General features: G+C 70.1%; 21 protein-coding genes and 1 tRNA gene. 16 read left to right on the top strand and 6 right to left on the bottom strand.

Annotation, left to right across the window (positions count from 1 at the left end; translation table 11 throughout):
- Nucleotides 1–208 precede the first annotated feature (208 nt).
- The 12 genes from ACZ4SF_RS30460 to ACZ4SF_RS30515 all read left to right on the top strand — a co-directional run bounded on the left by ACZ4SF_RS30460 (nucleotide 209) and on the right by ACZ4SF_RS30515 (nucleotide 10670).
- On the top strand, nucleotides 209–475 hold the full coding sequence (locus tag ACZ4SF_RS30460; protein ID WP_468390580.1) for a DUF6284 family protein: 267 nt from the start codon (nucleotides 209–211) through the stop codon (nucleotides 473–475).
- Nucleotides 472–777, top strand: a complete 306-nt coding sequence (locus ACZ4SF_RS30465; protein WP_468390583.1) for a DUF6303 family protein — start codon at nucleotides 472–474, stop codon at nucleotides 775–777. Before ACZ4SF_RS30460 ends, ACZ4SF_RS30465 begins: the two co-directional genes overlap by 4 nt.
- Complete coding sequence (locus tag ACZ4SF_RS30470; RefSeq protein ID WP_468390586.1) at nucleotides 774–1775, top strand: DUF2637 domain-containing protein; 1002 nt, start codon at nucleotides 774–776, stop codon at nucleotides 1773–1775. Before ACZ4SF_RS30465 ends, ACZ4SF_RS30470 begins: the two co-directional genes overlap by 4 nt.
- Complete coding sequence (locus ACZ4SF_RS30475; protein WP_468390589.1) at nucleotides 1772–2110, top strand: RRQRL motif-containing zinc-binding protein; 339 nt, start codon at nucleotides 1772–1774, stop codon at nucleotides 2108–2110. Before ACZ4SF_RS30470 ends, ACZ4SF_RS30475 begins: the two co-directional genes overlap by 4 nt.
- Nucleotides 2111–2137: 27 nt before the next feature.
- The gene (locus ACZ4SF_RS30480; RefSeq protein WP_468390592.1) at nucleotides 2138–2638 is read left to right on the top strand and encodes a hypothetical protein; all 501 of its coding nucleotides are present in this window, start codon (nucleotides 2138–2140) and stop codon (nucleotides 2636–2638) included.
- Between the two features lie 19 nt (nucleotides 2639–2657).
- Nucleotides 2658–3176, top strand: coding sequence for a plasmid transfer protein TraA (gene traA, locus ACZ4SF_RS30485; protein WP_468390595.1), 519 nt, complete (start codon nucleotides 2658–2660; stop codon nucleotides 3174–3176).
- A 13-nt stretch (nucleotides 3177–3189) separates the two neighbouring features.
- Entirely contained in the window at nucleotides 3190–5235 is a 2046-nt protein-coding gene (gene traB / locus ACZ4SF_RS30490; RefSeq protein ID WP_468390598.1) for a plasmid transfer protein TraB, read from the top strand.
- A 167-nt stretch (nucleotides 5236–5402) separates the two neighbouring features.
- Entirely contained in the window at nucleotides 5403–5861 is a 459-nt protein-coding gene (locus ACZ4SF_RS30495) for a hypothetical protein (RefSeq protein WP_468390601.1), read from the top strand.
- A gap of 90 nt (nucleotides 5862–5951) precedes the next feature.
- Nucleotides 5952–6821, top strand: a complete 870-nt coding sequence (locus ACZ4SF_RS30500) for a bifunctional DNA primase/polymerase (RefSeq protein ID WP_468390604.1) — start codon at nucleotides 5952–5954, stop codon at nucleotides 6819–6821.
- 2 nt (nucleotides 6822–6823) lie between these two features.
- Complete coding sequence (locus ACZ4SF_RS30505; RefSeq protein WP_468390607.1) at nucleotides 6824–8302, top strand: ATP-binding protein; 1479 nt, start codon at nucleotides 6824–6826, stop codon at nucleotides 8300–8302.
- 463 nt (nucleotides 8303–8765) lie between these two features.
- Nucleotides 8766–9104, top strand: a complete 339-nt coding sequence (locus tag ACZ4SF_RS30510; protein WP_468390608.1) for a helix-turn-helix domain-containing protein — start codon at nucleotides 8766–8768, stop codon at nucleotides 9102–9104.
- A gap of 57 nt (nucleotides 9105–9161) precedes the next feature.
- Entirely contained in the window at nucleotides 9162–10670 is a 1509-nt protein-coding gene (locus tag ACZ4SF_RS30515) for a tyrosine-type recombinase/integrase (protein ID WP_468390611.1), read from the top strand.
- A gap of 120 nt (nucleotides 10671–10790) precedes the next feature.
- Here the strand turns inward: ACZ4SF_RS30515 and ACZ4SF_RS30520 are convergent.
- From ACZ4SF_RS30520 to ACZ4SF_RS30530, 3 genes are all read right to left on the bottom strand, one after another.
- Nucleotides 10791–10864, bottom strand: a tRNA-Pro gene (locus tag ACZ4SF_RS30520).
- Between the two features lie 66 nt (nucleotides 10865–10930).
- The gene (locus tag ACZ4SF_RS30525) at nucleotides 10931–11689 is read right to left on the bottom strand and encodes a Pr6Pr family membrane protein (protein ID WP_468390614.1); all 759 of its coding nucleotides are present in this window, start codon (nucleotides 11687–11689) and stop codon (nucleotides 10931–10933) included.
- 288 nt (nucleotides 11690–11977) lie between these two features.
- Nucleotides 11978–12904 (bottom strand): metallophosphoesterase, encoded by a 927-nt coding sequence (locus ACZ4SF_RS30530; RefSeq protein WP_468390617.1) that lies wholly within the window; start codon nucleotides 12902–12904, stop codon nucleotides 11978–11980.
- Nucleotides 12905–12998: 94 nt separating this feature from the next.
- Here ACZ4SF_RS30530 and ACZ4SF_RS30535 point away from each other — a divergent pair, with 94 nt between their 5' ends.
- Nucleotides 12999–13466: a GatB/YqeY domain-containing protein gene (locus ACZ4SF_RS30535; RefSeq protein ID WP_468390620.1), complete on the top strand. Its 468-nt coding sequence runs from the start codon at nucleotides 12999–13001 to the stop codon at nucleotides 13464–13466.
- A gap of 161 nt (nucleotides 13467–13627) precedes the next feature.
- Here the strand turns inward: ACZ4SF_RS30535 and ACZ4SF_RS30540 are convergent, their stop codons facing one another.
- On the bottom strand, nucleotides 13628–15982 hold the full coding sequence (locus tag ACZ4SF_RS30540; RefSeq protein WP_468390623.1) for a transglycosylase domain-containing protein: 2355 nt from the start codon (nucleotides 15980–15982) through the stop codon (nucleotides 13628–13630).
- Nucleotides 15983–16554: 572 nt separating this feature from the next.
- On the opposite strand from ACZ4SF_RS30540, the gene wblA reads away from it, so the two are divergent.
- Nucleotides 16555–16893, top strand: a complete 339-nt coding sequence (gene wblA / locus ACZ4SF_RS30545) for a transcriptional regulator WblA (RefSeq protein ID WP_067116510.1) — start codon at nucleotides 16555–16557, stop codon at nucleotides 16891–16893.
- A gap of 166 nt (nucleotides 16894–17059) precedes the next feature.
- On the opposite strand, the gene bagB is transcribed toward wblA, so the two are convergent.
- Together bagB and bagA are read right to left on the bottom strand one after the other, a co-directional pair.
- On the bottom strand, nucleotides 17060–18466 hold the full coding sequence (gene bagB / locus ACZ4SF_RS30550; protein ID WP_468390626.1) for an ATPase BagB: 1407 nt from the start codon (nucleotides 18464–18466) through the stop codon (nucleotides 17060–17062).
- Nucleotides 18463–19440 (bottom strand): ATPase BagA, encoded by a 978-nt coding sequence (gene bagA / locus ACZ4SF_RS30555; RefSeq protein ID WP_468390628.1) that lies wholly within the window; start codon nucleotides 19438–19440, stop codon nucleotides 18463–18465. The genes bagB and bagA overlap by 4 nt, the downstream gene beginning before the upstream one ends.
- 106 nt (nucleotides 19441–19546) lie before the next feature.
- Here bagA and ACZ4SF_RS30560 point away from each other — a divergent pair, with 106 nt between their 5' ends.
- Together ACZ4SF_RS30560 and ACZ4SF_RS30565 are read left to right on the top strand one after the other, a co-directional pair.
- Nucleotides 19547–19708, top strand: a complete 162-nt coding sequence (locus tag ACZ4SF_RS30560) for a DUF4177 domain-containing protein (protein ID WP_003975360.1) — start codon at nucleotides 19547–19549, stop codon at nucleotides 19706–19708.
- Nucleotides 19705–20169, top strand: a complete 465-nt coding sequence (locus ACZ4SF_RS30565; protein WP_468390631.1) for a RidA family protein — start codon at nucleotides 19705–19707, stop codon at nucleotides 20167–20169. Before ACZ4SF_RS30560 ends, ACZ4SF_RS30565 begins: the two co-directional genes overlap by 4 nt.
- The last annotated feature ends 33 nt before the right edge of the window (nucleotides 20170–20202 follow it).

The raw sequence follows: 20202 nt of genomic DNA on the forward strand, positions 1-20202 counted from the left end.
CGAAGGGGTCGGAAACAAGGCGGAAAAGACCGGCGTGCCCCGTACGGCAGCCCGACCGGTTCGAGTCCGGTCCGGGGCACTTCGGCCGCTACCCAGCGGTCGGGCCGCGTGAAAGCGCGGCATTCTCCCTCAACGGCGCGCACCCCCCGGAGGGGCAACTCCGAGGGGTGCTGTTCGGGCCGTTCCACCTCGAAAGGAACTCGACCCAATGGAGCACATCGTCACTGTTCAGGAGGCTGTTACCGCGTTCGCCGACTTCATGGAGCCGACGGATGCGGAGCTGGACGGGATCGAGCTGGAGATGCCCGCGATCCTGGCCGACGTCGAGCTGCTCGACGCGCAGATCATCACCCTTGACCGCACCCCGACCGAGCTGGACGCCCGGCGCATCCGCCGGAGCCGCCGCCGGGTGCTGGCGGCGCGTTGCGCGCTGGTCAACCGCATCGGGGACGAGAACCGGGACGGTGTGGCGTGAGGGAGCCGGAGAAAGCACGGGAGTTCACCGCGCAGATGTCCGTGCGGGATGGCCGCTGGTGGCTGTACGTCGTCCTGCTCGGCACGACGCAGCGGTGGCCCGAGTTCACGTTTGCTGGTCGACGGCGACCTGTACCGACGCTCACGGAGCGTTCACGGGCGCTCAACGTACTCGGGTTCGAACCGGTCGCGGGCAGTGAGTGGGCGTGGTCCGAGGACAGCGAGATTCCCGACGACCCCACCTCCCCGGTCGTTCTGATTGCCGCGATCCGGGTGCGTTCACGGACGGGGGTGGTCGCGTGAACGCCGAGCAGATCCGTTCAGCCGAGCGCGCGCTGTCGGCCGGCACGTGGCTGATCGTGGCGGGGGCGATGCTGTACTCGGTCCTCACTGTCACGCCGCTCGCGGCCCAGCACACGCCGGAGCGGTGGGACTGGACCGCCCCGATTCTGCCGCTTGTGGTTGATGCGGCGGTGGTCATCGTGGTCCGCCTGGACGCGGTACTCGCCCGGCTCGGCGGGCACGGCGGAGGGTGGCCCGTCGCGCTGCGGTGGATGACCGGCTGCATGACCCTGGCGCTCAATATTGCCGACTCGGCACTGAAAAACGACCTGGTAGGCGTGGCTGTGCATGCGGTCGCGCCGCTCCTGCTCATCGTCACTGCCGAGACCGGACTCGCCTACCGACGCTCTATCGCCGCCGCCGTGACGCGGCTGGAGACCGAGCAGCGCGCGGAGCGGGAAGCGCGTGAGCGGGCCGCGGTCGAGCGCCGTGAGGCAGCGGACCGACGGGCCCGTGAGGAGCGCGAGCACAAGGCCCTGTTGCTGCGTGAACAGCGTGAGCACGAGGCCCGGCTCGCCCGTGAACAGACCGAGCGCGAGGAAGCCGCCCGCCGTGCGGAGCGGGCCGAGCGGGAGGCGCGGGAGCGGGCGGAGCAAGAGGCTCGTGAACGCCGTGAGCGCGAGCGTGAACAGCAGCAGCGCGAGCGTGAACGCGTCGAACGGGAGGCCGCTCAGCGCCGTGAGCGTGAGCGGCTGGAGCGCGAGCAGGAAGCGCTCCGGCAGCGGCAGGAGCGGGCCGAGCGTGAACGCCGTGAACGCGCCGCGCTGCTGGCCGCCGGGCCGGTGAGTGAGAAGCTTCCTGAGGATCGGGCCCGCGTCGTGGTGCATGCGGCATTCGGTGAGGGCCTGCCGGTGCGAGCGGCTGCGGAGCTGTGCGGCTGGTCGGTTGGCTGGGTCTCCGCCCGCTACCAGGAACACCGCGACGGCGCCGGACTCGTGCTTGAAAGCGCGTCGTCGTGAGCGCGCTGCCCGTCTACCGCTGGCGGCTCGCCCCCGAAGGTTTAGCCACGCGCCGGCAGCTCCGTGCAATGGGGCTGCGACCAGGTGGTCAGGACGTGGCCGCCGAACTCCAGCGCCCCCGTCGACGGCGGGGCCCGCTGGTCGCCTACCTCTATCGCGTCGACCGCGCCCGGCCGGTTCGCCCGATGACCGCGGCCCGCGCTGCGGCACTGGCCAAGGCTAACCGCGCCCGACGCACCTGCCCTGCCTGCCGGCGTGACGCCGGATACGTCATCCCCGCCGCGCTCGGCACCTGCGTGCCTTGCGCCTACCCCGAAGAACAGCGCGCCGCCTGATCCCTTCACCTTCCTGGGAGTACTGCTGTGTCCAGTCGTACCCGTACTCGCGGCGTGAAGACAGCCGCGGGCATCCACACCGTCCGTATCCCGCGCCAGCGCGGTCGCCGCGCCACACAGCCCTTCGTGGTCGTCATCCCCGAAAGCCCGTCCCTGACCCGTGAAGCATTCGGCTTCCTGGGGCGGATGCTGTGGCGCTTCCGCGTCGTTCTCGCCCCCACCAGCCTGGGCCTGCTCGCCCTCGCCGTGACCGCAATCCTGCACACGATCGCCTGGTGGTCCGGTCTGCTGCTCGCCCCGCTGGCCGCTCTGCCGGTGCTGTGGCTGCTCGTCATGCAGCGCCGCCGCCCCGCCCGCGCCTCGGTGCTCGCCTGGCGCGCTGGGCTGACCGTCCTGACCACCGTCGCCCTCGCCTGGGCAGCACTCGCCGCCGGGTTCGGGCCGCTGGCCGGCCCGCTGGAGCTGATCTGGCTCCTGCTCTGGCTGACCGCGCAGACCGCCTGGCTCATCGTCCGCCGCTCACACTGACCCGAAGGGAAGTCGTCTGATGGCAACCGCCCACGCCGCGCCCGGCGCTGGAGCCAACGGCTCCCAGGCCAAGAGCGCGATGAACAGCAAGACCTGGTTCGCGCCCGGCTTCACCGTCAACATCAACGCCAACAAGACCAACACCGGCGTGTCCGCCGCCACGAACGGCACGGGCGGCGGCGGGCAGGTGCTGCTGCCGGCGCCGGAGTTCACCTCTCCGGCCCAGGTCCGCGAGTACTGCAACAGCCTGCGCGCCTCGGCGGTGACGCTGTCCATCGAGGTGGCCATGGCCTCCGAGATCCTCAAGGGCGTCCTGGCCGCCGTGCCGGACCCGGAGGGTCGGCCGTTCGGCTCCCGTGCCCGTGCGTCGAAGGTGGCCCGCAAGATGCAGAAGTCCGCCGACGCCCTGCGGGACGCCGCGAAGAACGCCGCCGCCTGCTACTCGACCTTCCAGCAGGAGTACGAGGAAGAGATCAACCGCGTCCGTCACCGTGCCCGCAGGCCGCAGCAGCCGGTCATCAACTGGGCCCAGCAGTAAAGGGAGGTTCGTGATGGTCGAGCGCAGCGCACAGCGGCAGGTTGCTGAGCTGCTCGAACTCCAGCTGCAGGGCGGCTCGGACGCGGGCGGGGTCGGCAGGTACCTGCTGCACCGAGCCAAGCCCCACCTGCCCCCGTGGCTGGGCTGGGTCGGCACCGGTGTGGCCGGAGCTCTTGGCAACTGGCGGTGGGCCGACAGCGCCGCCGCCGGCGTCGGCCTCACCCTCGCCTCCGTCGCCCTGACGGGGGCGACGTGGTGGGCGGGCAAATCGACCAGCCAGCAGCGGCGCCTGCACTCCGCCATCACCGTGGCCGCAGGCTCCGCCTGGCTGACCGCCGCCTGCCTCGCCGGGCCCACGGCCCATCCGGTCGGGGACCTGTACCTTATGGGCGGCCCGGCACTCGCCCTGTCGTGGAACATCCGCATGGTCCTGCGGCAGAACACCGACCCTGCTGGCGAAGGCTCCGACAAGGGGCTGCTGGAGAAGGTCGGTCTGGCCCGCGCGCAGCTCGGGGCGGCGAAGGTCGAGCCGAACCGGGTCACCGCCCCGCTCGCGGTGGAGGCCGGGGAGCAGACCAACGACGACGTGGCCAAGAGCCTGGGCCGGATCGCCTCCGCCTTGGACCTGCCCACGTCCGCCGTCCGCTACAACCCCGACCCCGGCTCCTCGCGTCGCGGGGAGCTGGTCATCGTCCCTGAGGACATGCTCGCCGAGGTGGTGGAGTGGGAGGGACCGTCGAACCTGGGCGGATCGATCGCCGAACCCCTGGTCATCGGCCGCTACGACGACGGCTCCCCGCTCGTGATGTGGCTGCCCGGTGACCCGGATACGGGCCGCAACTCCACCCACGGCCTGATCGCTGGCGGCACGGGGTCGGGCAAGGGCGAGACCGCCCTGAACCTGCTCACGGAAATCCTGTCCCGCAGGGACGTGATCGTGTGGTTCTCCGACCCCAAGGCGTTCCAGGACTTCGCCCCGCTGCGGCCGGGCCTGGACTGGGCCGCCGAGGGCGGAACCCCAACGGAGGTCATGGTGGCCGCCGTCGAAGCGGTCATCCCCGCCCGCACGCGGTGGCTGGGTACCCACGGCTACCGGCAGTGGGTACCCCAGGCCGCCGAGCAGCAGACCAGCAGAGAGCACACCTGCAGCTCCGACGGGCGGGCGTGCGGCTGCGCGGGGATGCCGTTCCTGGTCACCTGGTTCGAGGAAGCCGCCAACACCCTGCGCAAGATGGGCGACGACGCCTTCACGGGCATCGCCCAGGAAGCCCGGTCGGCGGGCGTCTCCCTGGTCGTCTCGCTTCAGCGGCCGTCCTACGACCAGATGTCCACCTCCACCCGCGCTTCCCTCCCCTCCGTCATCGCGCTCGGCTGCGACCCGCGCGACGAAGGATTCGTCCTGCCGGACGAGGTCCTGGCGGCGGGGGCGCATCCGGGAGCGTGGGGAAACCGGCGGCCCGGCTACTGCTACGTCGTCTCCCCCGGCATCCCCGAAGACCGCTACGCCTCCCCGGCCCGCACCTTCCGCTTCAGCCACCGGGCCACGAACGTCATGGAGCTGCTGGCCCAGTGGGCGCAGCGCAACGGCGCCACCGCTGACCCGATCACCGCCGGCGCCGCCTCCAGCGTCGCCGGACGGGCCTACACCGGTCGGGCCGTGCCCGGCGTCGAGCAGCCCGCGCAGCTCCGCGCGGTCAGGGAGGACGACGACATGGACGACCCCGGTCTGCTGGTGGACCCCGAGGACACCGACATCGACCCCGAAGCCGACCTCCCCGGCTCCGAGCAGGGCGACGACACCCCGATCTTCGGACAGGACACCGGCCGCAAGCCCTCCCCCGAGGAAGCCCGACGCCTGTTCGCACAAGCGCTGGAGGAGTTCGAGCGCGAGGGACGGATGATCGTCGGTCCGGTCGACTTCAAGAACTGGTGCGAGCGCAACAACCTCTCCCGCCCCTGGGTCTCCGCTCAGCTCAAGGAGGCCTACAGGCAGGGCCGTCTCGAAGCGACGAACCAGACCGGCCGGTGGCGCATCGTCCCCGCCCTGACGGCCGCCTGACGCCTGACACCGTCACACCCCGCCTGACACCCAAACCCCTAGGCAAACCCGGTGTCAGAAACGCGTGACGCCCCCCTCGTGACACCCCTGACACCCGCCTGACACCCGCGCGGGCCCCACCACGCACGCCCGTGCACGGGCCCGCGCCTCACCCGGAGGAACGTGTCATGCCCCACCCCGAGCAGCCCACCGCCCTCATCACCCACCACCCCGCAGCCCTCACCCCGTACGAGCCGACCGCCACCGCGATCGAGCTGTCCCAAGAGCGGGGGCCGGTGGTGTGGGTGCCCGATGCCTACGGCCGCATGGTCCCCATGCCCAAGCACCTCGCCCCGCCCCCAATGCCCATGCCCGAACCGCGCGACCTGACCCCGCTGCCCCTGCTCGATCCGATCGCGCAGCGCCTCCTCGCCGCCGGCATCGGCGGTGGCGCCCTCGCGGCCGGCGTCGGCTACGGCGCCGCCGAAGTCATCGACGCCGCCACCGGCTTCGGCTCCGGCGTCCTGTTCTGGCTCGCCGTCATCGTCCTCGCCCTCCGTACCCCCAGCCGCGCCATCACTCAAGGGGCCGGGACCACGGTCAACATCCGCAAGGCCGTGATCAAGCGCAGCTACTTCTACGGCTAGCAACGCCAAGGGCGGCCCCCACCTCTCGCCAAAGAACGCGGGGCCGCACTTGCCATCCAGCACTCTCGCAAAGAACTGGAGACATTCAGGATGACCCAAGCCACCGACATTCTGCGAGTGCTCGCCCCGACCAGCCACCTGCGCATCGCGCTGTACCTCGCGGCGGCCGGCGTGCCGGTGCTGCCCCTGCGGGCGGGAAAGGTGCCGTTCGGCAACTGCCCGGCATGCGCCCGAAACGCGTGCGGAGGTCGGCCGAACATGAAAACGCCGGGCCCCTGCGCCTGCCCGGCGCCCTGCCACGGCTGGGCCGCCGCCACCACCGACCCTCACATCATCAACTCATCGGCGTGGGCGCGGGCCTGGTCCGGAGCAGCAGCGGTGGCCTACCACCCCGGCGGCGCCGGCCTCACCATCGTGGACCTCGACAACCCGGCCGCCGTCGCCTGGGCTCGCGAGACACTACCGGCCACCCAGACCGTGCCCACCACGCGCGGAGAACACTGGATCTACCGGGGCGTGATGCAGTCCGCCAACGGCGTACGGGACGGCGTCGACATCAAGTCCACGATGGCCTACGCCCGGTGGCTCGGACCCGGCACCGGCACCATCATGGCGCTGCCGGGGGTCGTGCGCGCGCTGGCCATGAAGGAACCCGCCACGTTCCGCCCGACGCTGCGTCCCATCGCCGTGCCCGCGCAGCCCGGGGAGTGCCGTCACCGCACGCCCGCCTACCTGGAACGCGGGATCGCCATGGCCGAACAGCGCATCACCGAGGCCCGCAGCGCCATCCACACCACCGTCTACCGCACCTTCCTCGCGGTGCTGTCGACGCACGGCCGGTGCGGCTGCCTCACCGAGGCGCACATCTCGCGGCTGTTCACCGCCGCTCAGGCCAAGGGCGAATCGCCTCGGCACTGCACCGACGCGTGGACCAACGCCCGCACCGCACTGGGGATGTAGCCATGTCCGAGGACGAGAAGACCCCGGCCCGCCAGATCATCACCGACTACGCACAAGCGCACTTCCGCTACTTCCGCACCATCGACGGCACCGTCTACGCGCAGAAGAACGGCCACCCCGTCGCCCGGCCCATCCGCTCCCAGGGCACGACCGGGAGTCACCGGCAAGAACTCATGGTCGGCCTCTTCAAGGACGGGATCGGCGTGTTCAACGGCACGGCACTCAAGGAGGCGTTGGACTTGATCGAAGCACTCGCCCTGACCGAGGACGTACAGCCCACCCACATCCGCGTCGCCCCCGGATTCGACGGCGCGACCTGGCTCGACCTGGGCCGCACCGACGGCAAGTCCGTCCGCATCCACCCCACCGGCTGGGACATCCTCACCCCCGACCCGCAGGAAGTCTGCTGGCGGCGCACCCAGCTCACCGGCGAACTCCCCCTGCCCGCCCGGGACACCGACGGCAAGGGCATCGACCTCCTGCTCCGCCTGTGCAACTTCGCCAGCGCCGAGACCGAGTGCCTGGCCCTCGCCTGGCTCATCGGCTGCCTGGAGCCGTCCATGCCCGTCCCCGCCCCCTTCCTCACCGGCCCCCAGGGGGCGGGCAAGTCCACCGGCGGCCGGATGCTCGTGCGGGTCATCGAGGGCATGAGTGGCGACCTGCGCAGGGCGCCGAAGGACGAGGAGAACATGATCACGGCCGTCGCCGCCGGATGGGTCACCGCCCTGGACAACCTCTCCCATCTGCCCCCGGACCTGTCCGACCTCATGTGCTGCATCGTCACCGGCGCCGAAAGCATCAAGCGCGCGCTGTTCACCGACGGCGACGTCGTCCGCTCCCGCTACCGGCGCCCCATGCTCCTGACCGGCATCGACGTCGGCGTCATCCGCCCCGACCTCGCCGAACGCCTCCTCCCGCTCCGTCTCGTGCGGCCCCGCGTGCGACGCACCGAGGCAGAACTGTGGGCGGAGTACGCGGAGATCCTCCCCGTCGTTCTCGGCTCCCTGCTGGACCTGACGGTCAAGGTGCGGGCCGCCCAGGCGGACACCCCCACCGACCTACGGATGGCCGACTTCGCCCACCTGTGCGCGCAACTCGACGCGGCTACCGGCTTCGGCTCGCTGGCCGCGTACCGGGCCAGCCTCGACGACCTCAACGACGACGTCATCGAGGGTGACCTGTTGGCTCAGACGGTCCTGAAGCACGCCGCGGGGCTGGAGGCAGGCGCGGAAGTCCGCATGACGTCCTCGGAGTGGCTGCACTGCCTCACCACCCTCTACAGCGGCGAGGAGTGCCGCCCCCTGCCCAAGGGCTGGCCCACCACCGGCAAGGTCCTCTCCGACCGGCTCAAGCGCCTCCAGCCGACCCTCGCCGCCCGCGGCGTCCTCATCGACTGGGGCCGCACCAGCTCCGCCCGCTACATCGAGATGACCCGCTGCCCCGCGACAACGCTCCCGCACGAGCAGGAAGCAGCGTTCTGAGCCGCGCCACCCGGCGCCGCACCGAACAAGCAAGAGGAGCACCTCCCGGCCCGCCGCGGTGCTCCTCTTGTTGTTCCGGCGGCCGTGCCGCCGCTGCACAAGTCGTGCCGCGAAGCGGCTCCTTCTTCACGCCCTGAGCCGCACCAAACCACCACAGACACCACCCCTCTCTCTGTCCTAAGAGAAGAGACGCTGCGTCACCCACGTCACCACGGACCAAAAAACGGGCCCTGGCCTGCGACTAGATCGGTGACGCACATGACCGACACCAGCGTCATTCCGCGTCACCCGCGTCACAGATGACAGAACCCCGCCACGCCCTGTGACACGTCCCCAGCAGCCCGCGTCACCACATAACCGCAGGTCAGAGTGACAAATGACGTGCGTGACGCGATGACGCAGAAATCTGCACCTCGGACAGATCCGGGGAGTCGGAACCCTGGAAGTGAGCCCAAGAGGAGACATGAAAGTGCGTCAGAAGGTCACTGACTTGCCTCAGCTCTACTCCGCTGCGGATGTTGCCCAAGCTCTCCGGTGCTCCGAGTGGTGGGTGAAGGAACAGGCCCGCAAGGGACGCATTCCCTTCACCAAGCCCGGAGGTAGCTACCGGTTCACGGCTGAGCACGTTACGGAGATCACGCGCATCTTCGAGAGCCGTCCCACCGAAAGCCGCAGTGCTGCCGTGCCTGTCTCACAAGCGCCGCGCCGCCGGGCGGCCACAACAGCGGTGTCCGTCACCCCACTGAAGGCAAGGACCCCGCGCAGGGCACGACACGGCCAACCGCGGTCCACCGCAGCATGATTCCGTGCGCCGCCCGGCCCTCCAGACGGGCGGCGCCCCGCCGATAGGGAGAGCAAGTTGGGTTACGCCGAGAACCTCGGCAGCTACTGGCGCGGCCGGTACAAGCTCGCGCCCGGCAAGTACGCCACTGTGCGCGATGCTGATGGTGACGCCATCCGCTTCCGGACCAAGGCAGCGGCAAAAAAGGCAGCGGACGCCGAAGAAGCGAAGCTGTTGGCCGGAACGAAGAAGGCGCCTCCTGAGCGGATCACTTTTGGCGCCTATGTGAACCGCTGGTACGCCGCCCAGGACTTGGCGGCGTCCACCATGCAGAACTACCGGCGGCACATCGAAGAGCACTTGCTCCCTGCATTTGAGGATTTCGCCATCGCCGACATCCTGAGCACCGACATTGCCGCTTGGGAGAAGCGCGAACGCGCCGTTCCCTACGCTGCTACCAGCGTCAAGACATGGCGGGCGACGCTGCACCTGATCCTTGCCGACGCCGTTGACGAGGGGCTGCGCGATTCCAACCCGGCAACCAAGCGGCGAGGACGAGGGAAGCGCGCCGGTCGCTCGCGCAACCGTGGTCCGGAGAAGGCGGTGACGACAGCACTGGGCATTCTGCTGCTCGCTGAGCGGATGGCGCTGCTGTCTGGCCGGGACGATGAGTTCGTTGGCGGCATCCTCAAGGGCTACACGGGCATGCGCTGGGGCGAGATCGTTGGCCTTGAGGCCGAGTACGTCCGGCCGAAGAGCATTCGCGTGGAGTGGCAGCTCTACGAGCTGGATACCGGCGAACTGCACCGTTGCCCGCCCAAGGACGACTCTTACCGGGACATCGACGCTCCGGATTTCCTCGCCGCACTCGTTGCGGGCCACATTGCCCGGACGAAGCCGAAGCCTTGCGAGTGCCACGGCCTGGCCTACGTCTTCCGTGGTCACGGCGCTGCCAACGGCTCGGCGAGTCGCCCGGGAGCGAAGCTGGTCGACGTGGCTCGCCGCGCCGGCGTCTCGACAGGCACGGTCTCCAACGTCCTCAACCGCCCGGACGCTGTGGCGGAGCCCACTCGGCTGAAGGTGCTGGAGGCCATTACCGATCTCGGCTACGTCCGTAACGCGGGATCGGGGGAGTCGGCAGCGCACTGGCGGCGCTCCGGATTCGCCACCTGGCTCTTTCGACCGGCAGCCACGGGGCGGTACCCCGGGCGCGGCAATCAGGAGGAGCACCCTGTGCCGGTGGTCGCTGAGCCGTGGCCCGGGATTCCGGCCCGTGGGCGAGGAGCCTCCAAGCGGGCTGAGGCGTGCTGGGTGCCGATCGCTCCGGGCCTGACCCCGCACGGGCTGCGCCATACGCACAAGACCCTGATGAGAGAGGTGGGGACCCCGCCAAAGCTCATGGACGAACGCATGGGGCACGAGGACGGCTCTGTGCAGTCCCGCTATGACCACATCACGCCCCGGATGCGGCAGGCGCTGATGATCGCGCTTACCGGGATGTGGGAGGAGGCGTTGGACGCGCGTCGGGCGATGAGCCCCGGCTCGCCCGTGGCTGCTCTGGATGCGCTGCTGAGAGCCCGCGGGTAGGCACTGGCCTGGAGACGAATTTCCAAGATCTTCTCCAGGATTTCTCCAGAGAGCCCCATGGAAGCAGGTCAAGGCCACCTACTAGTCACTAGTAGGTGGCCTTGACCTGGTACTTCACTGTCGGGGTGGCGGGATTTGAACCCACGACCTCTTCGTCCCGAACGAAGCGCGCTGCCAAGCTGCGCTACACCCCGATGTCGCTGCTTCTCGCGGCGACGACGTTTACTTTAGCCCACCGGTGGCTGTAGGCGAAATCCGGTTTAGCGGCGGTGGCGGGACGGGCCCGGGCGCGTGTGGTCCAGGGCCACCAGGAGGACGGCCAGGGCGTACATCGCGAGGCCCAGGAGGAGGGCGTTGGCCAGGCTGCTGCGGTAGCCGTGGGCGGCCACGTCCAGGAAGGGGTAGAGGTAGCGGGACGGGCTGGACCGGGGGATGAAGGTCGCGCGGGCCAGGGTGAAGACCAGGTAGGCCATGGGGTAGAGCAGCCAGGCCGCGGCTTGCCGCAGGCGTAGGCGGGCCGCGGGGGTGAGGAGGAGCCAGTCCAGTACGACCGCCGCCGGGACCAGGACGTGGAGGACCTGGAGTGCCGCCCACTGGGCGTGCCAGCGTTCCGGGGCCGTCGTCGCTCCGGTCATGGAGAACGGGGGCGTCGTGTGGTCCAGGAGCAGGTGGTAGACCAGGGCCGTGATCACGGCGTAGAGGAGCGTGGCGCCTGTCATGGCGGACGGGAGCGGGCGGCGGGCCCGCCAGGCGCGCCGCGCCGACATGAGCATGACTATGGCTACCAGGGCGTTGGTCTGGACGCTGAAGTAGCTCAGGGCGAGGGCCGGGCTGCTCAGCAGCAGTTCCAGGGCGACGCCGCCGGCCGCCGTCACGGCGATCAGGAGGCGGCACACCGCGGTCAGGGGGCGCGGCATCGGGGGCACCACCGCCGTGGCCGGCACCGGTGCGGGCAGCAGCAAGGGCGGACCGGGGACCGCGGGCAGGTCCGGGATCTCCCTGGGTATCGGAGCCGTCATGCTCCCCACGCTAGGAAGGGGGGAGGCGGGCAGCCATGTGGGTTGGGCCAGGCGGGTTACGGCCGGACGGGATGCGGCCGACCGGATTACGGCCAGGTGGGATACGGCCGGCCGCATCCCGCCAGGTGGGTCACGGCCGACCGGGTTGTGGTTCGGGTGAGGTCACGGGCGGCCGGGTCGCGGCCAAGCGGGATACGGCCGACCGGGTCACGGCCGACCGGGTGACGGCCGGCCGTCACCGGCGTGCAGGCCCCGCTGCCCCTGCCCCCCCCCCGCTGCCCCTGCCCCCTACTCCCTCCCCACCAACGTCAGCAACGTCGCCTCCGGCGGGCAGGCGAACCTCACCGGGGTGTAGCGGTTCGTGCCGCAGCCGGCCGAGACGTGGAGGTAGGACGTGTGGCCCTCGGAGGTGTGCGTGGAGAGGCCCTTCACGCGGTCCGTGTCGATGTCGCAGTTGGTGACCAGGGCCCCGTAGAAGGGGATGCACAGCTGGCCGCCGTGGGTGTGGCCGGCCAGGATCAGGGGGTAGGCGTCCGCCGTGAACGCGTCCAGCACCCGCAGATAGGGGGCGTGGACGACGCCGAGCGAGAGGTCGTACGACTCGGAGGGGCCCCCGGCCACCCGGGCGTAGCGGTCGCGCTTGATGTGGGGGTCGTCCAGGCCGGTCAGCTCGATGGAGACGCCCTCGATCTTCAGAGCCCCGCGCGTGTTCGTCAGGTTCAGCCAGCCCGCCGCGTCGAAGCCGTCCCGCAGGTCCTCCCACGGGTTGTGGATCGCGCCGACCGCCGGCGGGTTGCCGTTCAGGCCGTGGCGTCCGCTCGCCTTCTCCAGCAGATAGCGGGCGGGGTTGCGGAGCTTGGGGCCGTAGTAGTCGTTGGAACCGAAGACGTACGCACCGGGGAACTCCATCAGGGGGCCGAGCGCGTCCAGGACCTCGGGGACGCCCTCCGGGTCCGACAGGTTGTCACCCGTGTTGATCACGAAGTCCGGGCGCAGGCCGGCCAGCGACTGCAGCCAGCGCTGCTTCTTGCGCTGCCCGCTCACCATGTGGATGTCGGAGACCTGCAGGACGCGCAGCGGGCGCATGCCCGGGGGCAGGACGGGGACGGTGACCCGTCGCAGGCGGAAGGAGCGGGCCTCGAAACCCGCCGCATACACCAGGCCGGCGGCGCCGGCCGCCACGATTCCCAGGGGTACTCCGTATCGCGCGCGCATGTGTCCATCGTGTCAGACCCGTTGACCGCCGTGAGAAGGGCCGCCGGATAAATGAGCGGGCACAGCCGGTGGTACACCTGCGACAATCGTGGCCATGACCACCTCGCTCAAGTCGAAGCTGCACGCCGACCTCAACGCCGCGATCAAGGAGCGCGACGAGCTGCGCTCCTCGACGCTGCGGCTGACGCTCGCCGCGATCACCAAGGAGGAGGTCGCGGGCAAGGAGAAGCGGGAACTCTCCGACGACGAGGTCCTCAAGGTGATCACCCGTGAGGCGAAGAAGCGCCGTGAGGCGGCCGACGCCTTCGCGCAGGGTGGTCGTGCCGAGCAGGCCGAGCGGGAGAAGGCGGAGGGCGAGGTGCTCGCCGGGTACCTGCCCAAGCAGCTGTCCGACGAGGACCTGGACGCGATCGTCGCCCAGGCCGTGGAGGAGGCCAGGGCGGCCGGCGCCGAGGGGCCGCGTGCCATGGGCGCCGTCATGAAGATCGTGAACCCGAAGGTGGCCGGCCAGGCCGAGGGCGGCCGGGTCGCCGCCGCGGTGAAGAAGCTCCTGCAGGGCTGAAGCGGCTACTGCTTGCTGCAGCCGACGGCCACGCCTGCTGGCGCCGAAGGGCCACGCCCACCGCTGCCGGTACGGCTGCACGGTTGGCACGGCCACGGGGCCGCACCCCCCTCCGTGGGAGGTGCGGCCCCGCTGTCGTATCGCCGTTCGGCGGGAACTCGCTAGCCCCGGCCGCCACCGTTGCCGGTGCCGTTGTTGCCGCCGTTCCCCTGGCCCTGGATGAAGTTCTCGGGGATGGAGAACGTCGGAGTCGGGAACGTGCCGCCGATGTCGCCGCCGGTCACGCCGCCCGGCGTGCCGCCGCCGGGGGTGCCGCCGTCACCGGTGCCGCCGTCCGTCAGACCGCCGATCAGCCCCCCGATCACCTGTCCCGGGTCCCCGTTGGTCCCGCCGTTCTCCCCCCGGTCGCCTTTTCCCGGATCATCCCCCTCGTGGGTGTCGTCCGGGAGGTCGACCAGGTTGAACTCGGGTCCGGGCTTGCCCTCCAGCGCGCCGTTCATCATGTCGCGCCAGATCGGGCCCGGGACCTGGCCGCCGTACACCTTGGCGTGTCCGACGCCGCCGATGGTGATGTTGACCATCCGGCGCTTGTGCTGCGGGTCGCCGACCCACACCGCGCCCGCCATGTTCGGGGTGTAGCCGACGAACCAGGCCGCGAAGCGCTCGTCCGTCGTACCCGTCTTGCCTGCGCTCGCGCGGCTGTCGAGACCGGCCTCCTGGCCCGTGCCGTCCTCGACCACGCCCTTGAGGAGCGTGCTGATCGTGTCGGCGGTGTTCTGCGACATCGCTCGCGAGCAGGTCGACTTCGGCACCTCCAGCGACTTCTGCTCGCTGCCGACCTTCCGGCTGATCGAGTCGATGGCGACCGGGGTGCAGTACATCCCGCGCGAGGCGAAGGCGGCGTACGCGCTCGCCATCGTCAGCGGGGACATCTCCTGGGTGCCGAGCGCGATCGAGGGAGCCTGGTCGATCTTGCGGCCGTCGGCGCGTGCCACGCCCATCTTCTTCGCCATGTCGATGACCGGGCAGATGCCGATGTCGCTGATCAGCTGCACGTAGTAGGTGTTGACCGACTTCGCGGTCGCCTCCTCCATGCCGTACGGGCCGTGCTCCGACTCGTTCTCGTTCTTCAGCTTCTCCGGCTTGTTCGGGTTGTTCCGCCAGGTCTTGCCGTTGCAGGCGGCGACCGGGCTCGGGTAGGGCATCTCGTACGGCGACGAGTACTCCTGCCCCGGGGACTTGCCGCCCTCGATGGCCGCCGCGGCGACGATCGGCTTGAACGTCGAACCGGGCTGGTAGCCCGCGCCGCCGCCCATGTCCTGGTTCACGGACAGGTTGATCGTCGTCTCGTGGTTCTTGGTGTTCACGCCGTACGGACGCGACTGGCCCATGGCGAGGATCTTGCCGGTGCCCGGCTCGACGATGGTCGCGGCGGTGGCCACGGCGTCGCTCTTGTAGACGTGCTCCTTTATCGACGCCTGCGCGGACCGCTGGGCCTGGGGGTCGAGCGTCGTACGGATCGTCAGACCGCCCTGGTTCCAGAGCTTGGCCCGCTCCTCCTTGGTCTTGCCGAAGACCGGGTCGGTCAGGAGGATGTCGCGGACGTAGTCACAGAAGAAGCCGGCGCCCTTCGCCGCGGTGATGCAGCCGTTCTTGGGGCGGCTGGTGTGCAGGCCGAGCGGCTTCTCCTTGGCCTGGTCGGCCTCCCGCTGGGAGATGTCGCCGAGTTCCGCCATGCGCTGCAGCACGATGTTGCGCCGCTTGGTGGCCTCCGCCTCGTCGTTGACGGGGTCGTAGCGGCTCGGGGACTGCACGATGCCGGCCAGCAGCGCGGACTGCTGCAGGTTCAGGTCCTTGGCGTGCTTGGAGAAGTAGCGCTGGGAGGCCGCCTCGACGCCGTAGGCCTGCTCGCCGAAGAAGGTGATGTTCAGGTAGTTCTCGAGGATCTTCTTCTTGCCGAGCTTGTCCTCGATCTGGATCGCGTACTTCAGTTCGCGGATCTTGCGGCCGAGGGTCTGCTGGGTGGCCTCGGCGACCTTCGTGGGGTCGTCGCCGGCCTCCTCGATGAAGTAGTTCTTCACGAGCTGCTGGGTGAGCGTGGAGGCGCCCTGGGCGACCCCGCCCTCCTGCGCGTTCTTGTTCAGGGCACGCAGCACGCCCTTGAGGTCGACCGCACCGTGCTTGTAGAAGCGCGAGTCCTCGATGGCGACGATCGCCTTCTGCATGTACGGCGAGATGTCCTTGAGCTCGACCACCGTACGGTTGCGGGAGTAGACGGCCGCGATCTGGTTGCCCTGGTTGTCCAGGATCGTGGTGCGCTGGCTCAGCTGGGGACTCTTCAGGTTGGCCGGGATCTCGTCGAATCCCTTCACCGAGCCCTTGGCCGCAAGGCCCAGCACGCCGGCCGCGGGCAGTGCGATGCCCGCCATGACGGCACCGGCGAGCACACTGACACCGAGGAACTTGGCGGCCTGCTGCATGGGCGACAGACCACCGCCCGAGCGCTTCTTTGGCATGGGGGCAGCCTAATCCGTACTGTTGAGCGTTCCGAGGGAGCGACTGCTTCTCGGGATGTTCCGAATGCCGGATCGTGACGTACCGCCCGGGAGCGGCCGGGTCTGCCGGTCCGCGTCACGGCATGGCATGGCATGGCGTGGCAAAGAGAACGTCTACGTTCCCATTCGCCGGACACGCGCGCAGGCCTTGGCCTAAGCTGCTCTCAACTGTCACAGCAGTGCGGTCACGTATCTATACGTCCGGCGACCCCGAATCGTTCCGGATGTAGCCCGGAAATCACGGGAGACGTGCCCGTTTCCTGAGGGGGACGTGTCCGAATCCGCCTCGTGTGTCGCCTGGCGCCCGGTGTGACGCACCACAGCTGTCCCGGTTTGCCGGGATGGTCACGCATGTCGCCAGCTCACTCCCGCGGGTGATCTGCCGCTTACCCATAGTCCGTTCGGGCCATTCAAGATTGGGCCCGAAGGGGGTGTTGCGCTGTCCCCACCTTCCGTAACGTCCTCAACTGGCGGCGGTGAATATGCCGCTGCCGCCGTGGGGGAGCCTCGATTCGGGAGAGGACGGCGCCGGTATGGGCTGGGTAACCGACTGGAGTGCGCAGGCTGCCTGCCGCACTACCGATCCGGATGAACTGTTCGTTCAGGGAGCAGCGCAGAACAGGGCCAAAGCGGTGTGCACCGGATGCCCGGTACGCACCGAGTGTCTGGCAGACGCGCTGGACAACCGCGTCGAATTCGGCGTGTGGGGAGGCATGACGGAGCGGGAGCGCCGCGCACTGCTGCGCCGGCGGCCCACCGTGACCTCGTGGCGCAGGCTGCTGGAAACCGCCCGCTCGGAGTACGAGCGTGGCGCCGGCATCGTGCCACTCGACAGCGACGAGGTGTACGAGAACTACGCGGCGGTGAGCTGAGGGCACCGCCCTCCGGCACACCCCAGGGGCACATTGCTCCGGCCTGGTCCCACCAGAGCCCGGCCGCCTCGCCACTTCCGGCCAGTCGCCCGCGCCGCGTGCGGACGCCCGCCGTATGCGCCCACGTGTGCCGTGTGCGGCGTGCCCACGTGTGCCGTGTGCGTGCCTACGTGTGGTCCGGCCGCCCGGCCGTGAGTCTGTCCCCGATGTCGCGCAGGCCCGCGAGGTCGTGGACGTCGCCGGGCAGTGCGGGCACTTCGACCACCGCCACCTCGGGGTGGCGGGCGGTGAAGCGATCCCGCGTGCGCTGCTCGCGCGAGAGCAGCTGCATGCGCTCGGCGTGCAGCCTCAGCAGGCCCGCGGTGAGCTGGTCGACAGAGCGCTCCGCGTCGGCGGGGGAGCCTTCCTCGCTCGCAGCGGCTGCGTCCTCGGATGCGGGAGGTTGTGAACTGCCGTACGTGTCGGGAGAGTTACGAAGTCCAGCTTTCCCGTCCCCCTGATCCACAATGCGGGGGTCCTCAAGATTTTCCGCGGCGGCGAGCGCCCGCTCGGCCGACAGCCGGCCGGCGCCACTGCCGTGGACCCGATTGAGCACCAGGCCCACCAACGGCATGTCCTCCGCGGCCAGCCGCTCCACGAAGTAGGCGGCCTCGCGCAGCGCGTCCCGCTCCGGGGCGGCCACCACCAGGAACGCGGTGCCGGGAGCCTGGAGCAGTTTGTAGGTGGCGTCCGCGCGCGTACGGAAACCGCCGAACGTGGTGTCCATGGCGGCCACGAAGGTCTGTACGTCCTTCAGCAGCTGACCGCCCAGCAGCTTGCCCAGTGTGCCGGTCATCATCGACATGCCGACGTTCAGGAAGGCCATGCCCGCGCGCCCGCCCAGCTTGGCGGGGGCGGTGAGCAGGCGGATCAGCCGGCCGTCCAGGAAGGACCCGAGCCGCTTGGGCGCGTCCAGGAAGTCCAGCGCGGAGCGGGACGGCGGGGTGTCGACCACGATCAGGTCCCACTCGTCCTTGGCCCGCAGCTGGCCCAGCTTCTCCATCGCCATGTACTCCTGCGTGCCCGCGAAGCCCGCCGAGAGTGACTGGTAGAAGGGGTTCGCCAGGATGGTGGCCGCCCGCTCGCGGTCCGCGTGTGCCTCGACGACCTCGTCGAAGGTGCGCTTCATGTCGAGCATCATGGCGTGCAGCTCGCCGCCCGATCGTCGCCCGTCACCGTCCCCGGCCGAGTCGCTGCGCGATGCGGCGCCCTGGTCCTCGATGCCCTTCACCTTGCGCGGCACGTTGTCGAGGGAGTCGATGCCCATCGACTGGGCCAGCCGCCTGGCCGGGTCGATGGTCAGCACGACCACCTTGCGGCCCCGCTCAGCCGCCCGCAGGCCGAGGGCCGCCGCGGTCGTCGTCTTGCCGACCCCGCCCGAGCCGCAGCACACCACGATCCGCGTCTTCGGATCGTCCAGCAGCGCGTCGATGTCGAGCACGCGCGCGGGGGACAGCCGACGGACCGTCTCCTGTGCCTCGGCCGTCTCCGGCCCCTCGGGCGCCTCCCGCGCCTGTGCCCGGTCCGGACTCATGTCAACCCCTGCTTCCGCAGCTCGGTGGCAAGTTCGTACAGGCCCGCGAGGTCCATGCCCTCGGCGAGCAGCGGCAGTTCGTGCAACGGCAGTCCCAGCTCGCCGAGGACTGCGCGCTGCTCCTGTTCCAGCGCGTACCGCTCGGCGTACTCGGCGGCCTGGGCCAGCAGCGGGTCGACCAGTTTCTCGGCGTTCCCGCCCCGCCGTGCCCCGCCCAGACCGGCGGCCGAGAGCGCCTGCGCAACCGATGAACGTCCCACGGTCCGTACGAGTTCCAGGTCGGCCGCGTCCAACACCTCCGGACGGACCATGTTCACGATGACCCGGCCCACCGGCAGCCGGGCCGCGTGCAGTTCCGCGATGCCGTCGGCGGTCTCCTGGACCGGCATCTCCTCCAGCAGCGTCACCAGATGCACCGCCGTCTCGGGCGACTTCAGCACCCTCATGACCGCCTGGGCCTGATTGTGTATCGGGCCGATCTTCGCGAGGCCCGCCACCTCGTCGTTCACGTTCAGGAAACGGGTGATGCGGCCGGTCGGCGGGGCGTCCATGACGACGTAGTCGTACGCGAACTTCCCCGACCGGTCCCTGCGGCGCACCGCCTCGCACGCCTTGCCGGTCAGCAGGACGTCCCTGAGACCGGGCGCGATGGTGGTGGCGAAGTCGATCGCGCCGAGCTTTCTCAGCGCCCGGCCCGCGCCACCGAGCTTGTAGAACATCTGGAGGTAGTCCAAAAGGGCCAGTTCGGGATCGATGGCGAGGGCGTACACCTCACCGCCGCCCGGCGCGACCGCGATCTTCCGCTCCTCGTAAGGGAGCGCCTCCGTCTCGAAGAGCTGTGCGATGCCCTGCCGGCCCTCGACCTCGACGAGAAGCGTCCGCTTCCCCTCGGTCGCGAGGGCCAGCGCGAGGGCGGCGGCGACCGTCGTCTTTCCGGTCCCGCCCTTGCCGCTGACGACCTGGAGCCTGCTCACGTCTTCGAGACTAACCAGTCCGGCCGACAGTCACGCGGGAGGCTGTGGATAACACCGGTCGTAGTCGGCCACCTGTACCGTGCGTCACAGCAGCTACAGTCGGCTCATGACCAAGTGGGAATACGCAACCGTGCCGCTGCTCGTCCATGCCACGAAGCAGATTCTGGACACCTGGGGCGAGGACGGCTGGGAGCTCGTCCAGGTCGTGCCCGGGCCCAACAACCCCGAGCAGCTGGTGGCCTACCTGAAGCGGGAGAAGCAGGCGTGAGCGCGGTCGAGACCAGGCTGGCCGAACTGGGCCTGACCCTGCCGGAGGTCGTACCGCCGCTGGCCTCGTACCAGCCGGCCGTGCAGTCCGGTGTGTACGTCTACACCGCCGGCCAGCTGCCGATGGTGGAGGGCAAGCTGCCGGTCACCGGCAAGGTGGGCGCCGAGGTCACGCCGGAGGAGGCCAAGGAGCTGGCCCGCACCTGCGCGCTGAACGCCCTGGCCGCCGTGAAGTCCGTCGTCGGTGACCTGGACCGCATCGCGCGCGTGGTGAAGGTCGTCGGCTTCGTCGCCTCGGCGTCCGACTTCACCGGGCAGCCGGGCGTCGTCAACGGCGCCAGCGAGCTGCTCGGCGAGGTTCTCGGCGACAAGGGCGTGCACGCCCGCAGCGCGGTCGGCGTCGCGGTGCTGCCGCTGGACGCCCCGGTCGAGGTCGAGATCCAGGTCGAGCTGGCCCAGTAGCCCCCGCCGGGGCCCTGACCTCGGTACCTCTCG

Source organism: Streptomyces sp. NPDC027663, from assembly GCF_055566415.1.

Excerpts from the sequence above, each read along its gene's own strand:
- ACZ4SF_RS30540 (WP_468390623.1), bottom strand. The coding sequence starts at position 15,982 with ATGCCAAAGAAGCGCTCGGGCGGTGGTCTGTCGCCCATGCAGCAGGCC.
- traB (WP_468390598.1), top strand. The coding sequence starts at position 3,190 with ATGGTCGAGCGCAGCGCACAGCGGCAGGTTGCTGAGCTGCTCGAACTC.
- ACZ4SF_RS30510 (WP_468390608.1), top strand. The coding sequence starts at position 8,766 with ATGAAAGTGCGTCAGAAGGTCACTGACTTGCCTCAGCTCTACTCCGCT.
- ACZ4SF_RS30535 (WP_468390620.1), top strand. The coding sequence starts at position 12,999 with ATGACCACCTCGCTCAAGTCGAAGCTGCACGCCGACCTCAACGCCGCG.
- ACZ4SF_RS30460 (WP_468390580.1), top strand. The coding sequence starts at position 209 with ATGGAGCACATCGTCACTGTTCAGGAGGCTGTTACCGCGTTCGCCGAC.
- ACZ4SF_RS30495 (WP_468390601.1), top strand. The coding sequence starts at position 5,403 with ATGCCCCACCCCGAGCAGCCCACCGCCCTCATCACCCACCACCCCGCA.
- wblA (WP_067116510.1), top strand. The coding sequence starts at position 16,555 with ATGGGCTGGGTAACCGACTGGAGTGCGCAGGCTGCCTGCCGCACTACC.
- bagB (WP_468390626.1), bottom strand. The coding sequence starts at position 18,466 with ATGAGTCCGGACCGGGCACAGGCGCGGGAGGCGCCCGAGGGGCCGGAG.
- ACZ4SF_RS30530 (WP_468390617.1), bottom strand. The coding sequence starts at position 12,904 with ATGCGCGCGCGATACGGAGTACCCCTGGGAATCGTGGCGGCCGGCGCC.
- ACZ4SF_RS30505 (WP_468390607.1), top strand. The coding sequence starts at position 6,824 with ATGTCCGAGGACGAGAAGACCCCGGCCCGCCAGATCATCACCGACTAC.
- ACZ4SF_RS30500 (WP_468390604.1), top strand. The coding sequence starts at position 5,952 with ATGACCCAAGCCACCGACATTCTGCGAGTGCTCGCCCCGACCAGCCAC.
- traA (WP_468390595.1), top strand. The coding sequence starts at position 2,658 with ATGGCAACCGCCCACGCCGCGCCCGGCGCTGGAGCCAACGGCTCCCAG.
- ACZ4SF_RS30560 (WP_003975360.1), top strand. The coding sequence starts at position 19,547 with ATGACCAAGTGGGAATACGCAACCGTGCCGCTGCTCGTCCATGCCACG.
- ACZ4SF_RS30525 (WP_468390614.1), bottom strand. The coding sequence starts at position 11,689 with ATGACGGCTCCGATACCCAGGGAGATCCCGGACCTGCCCGCGGTCCCC.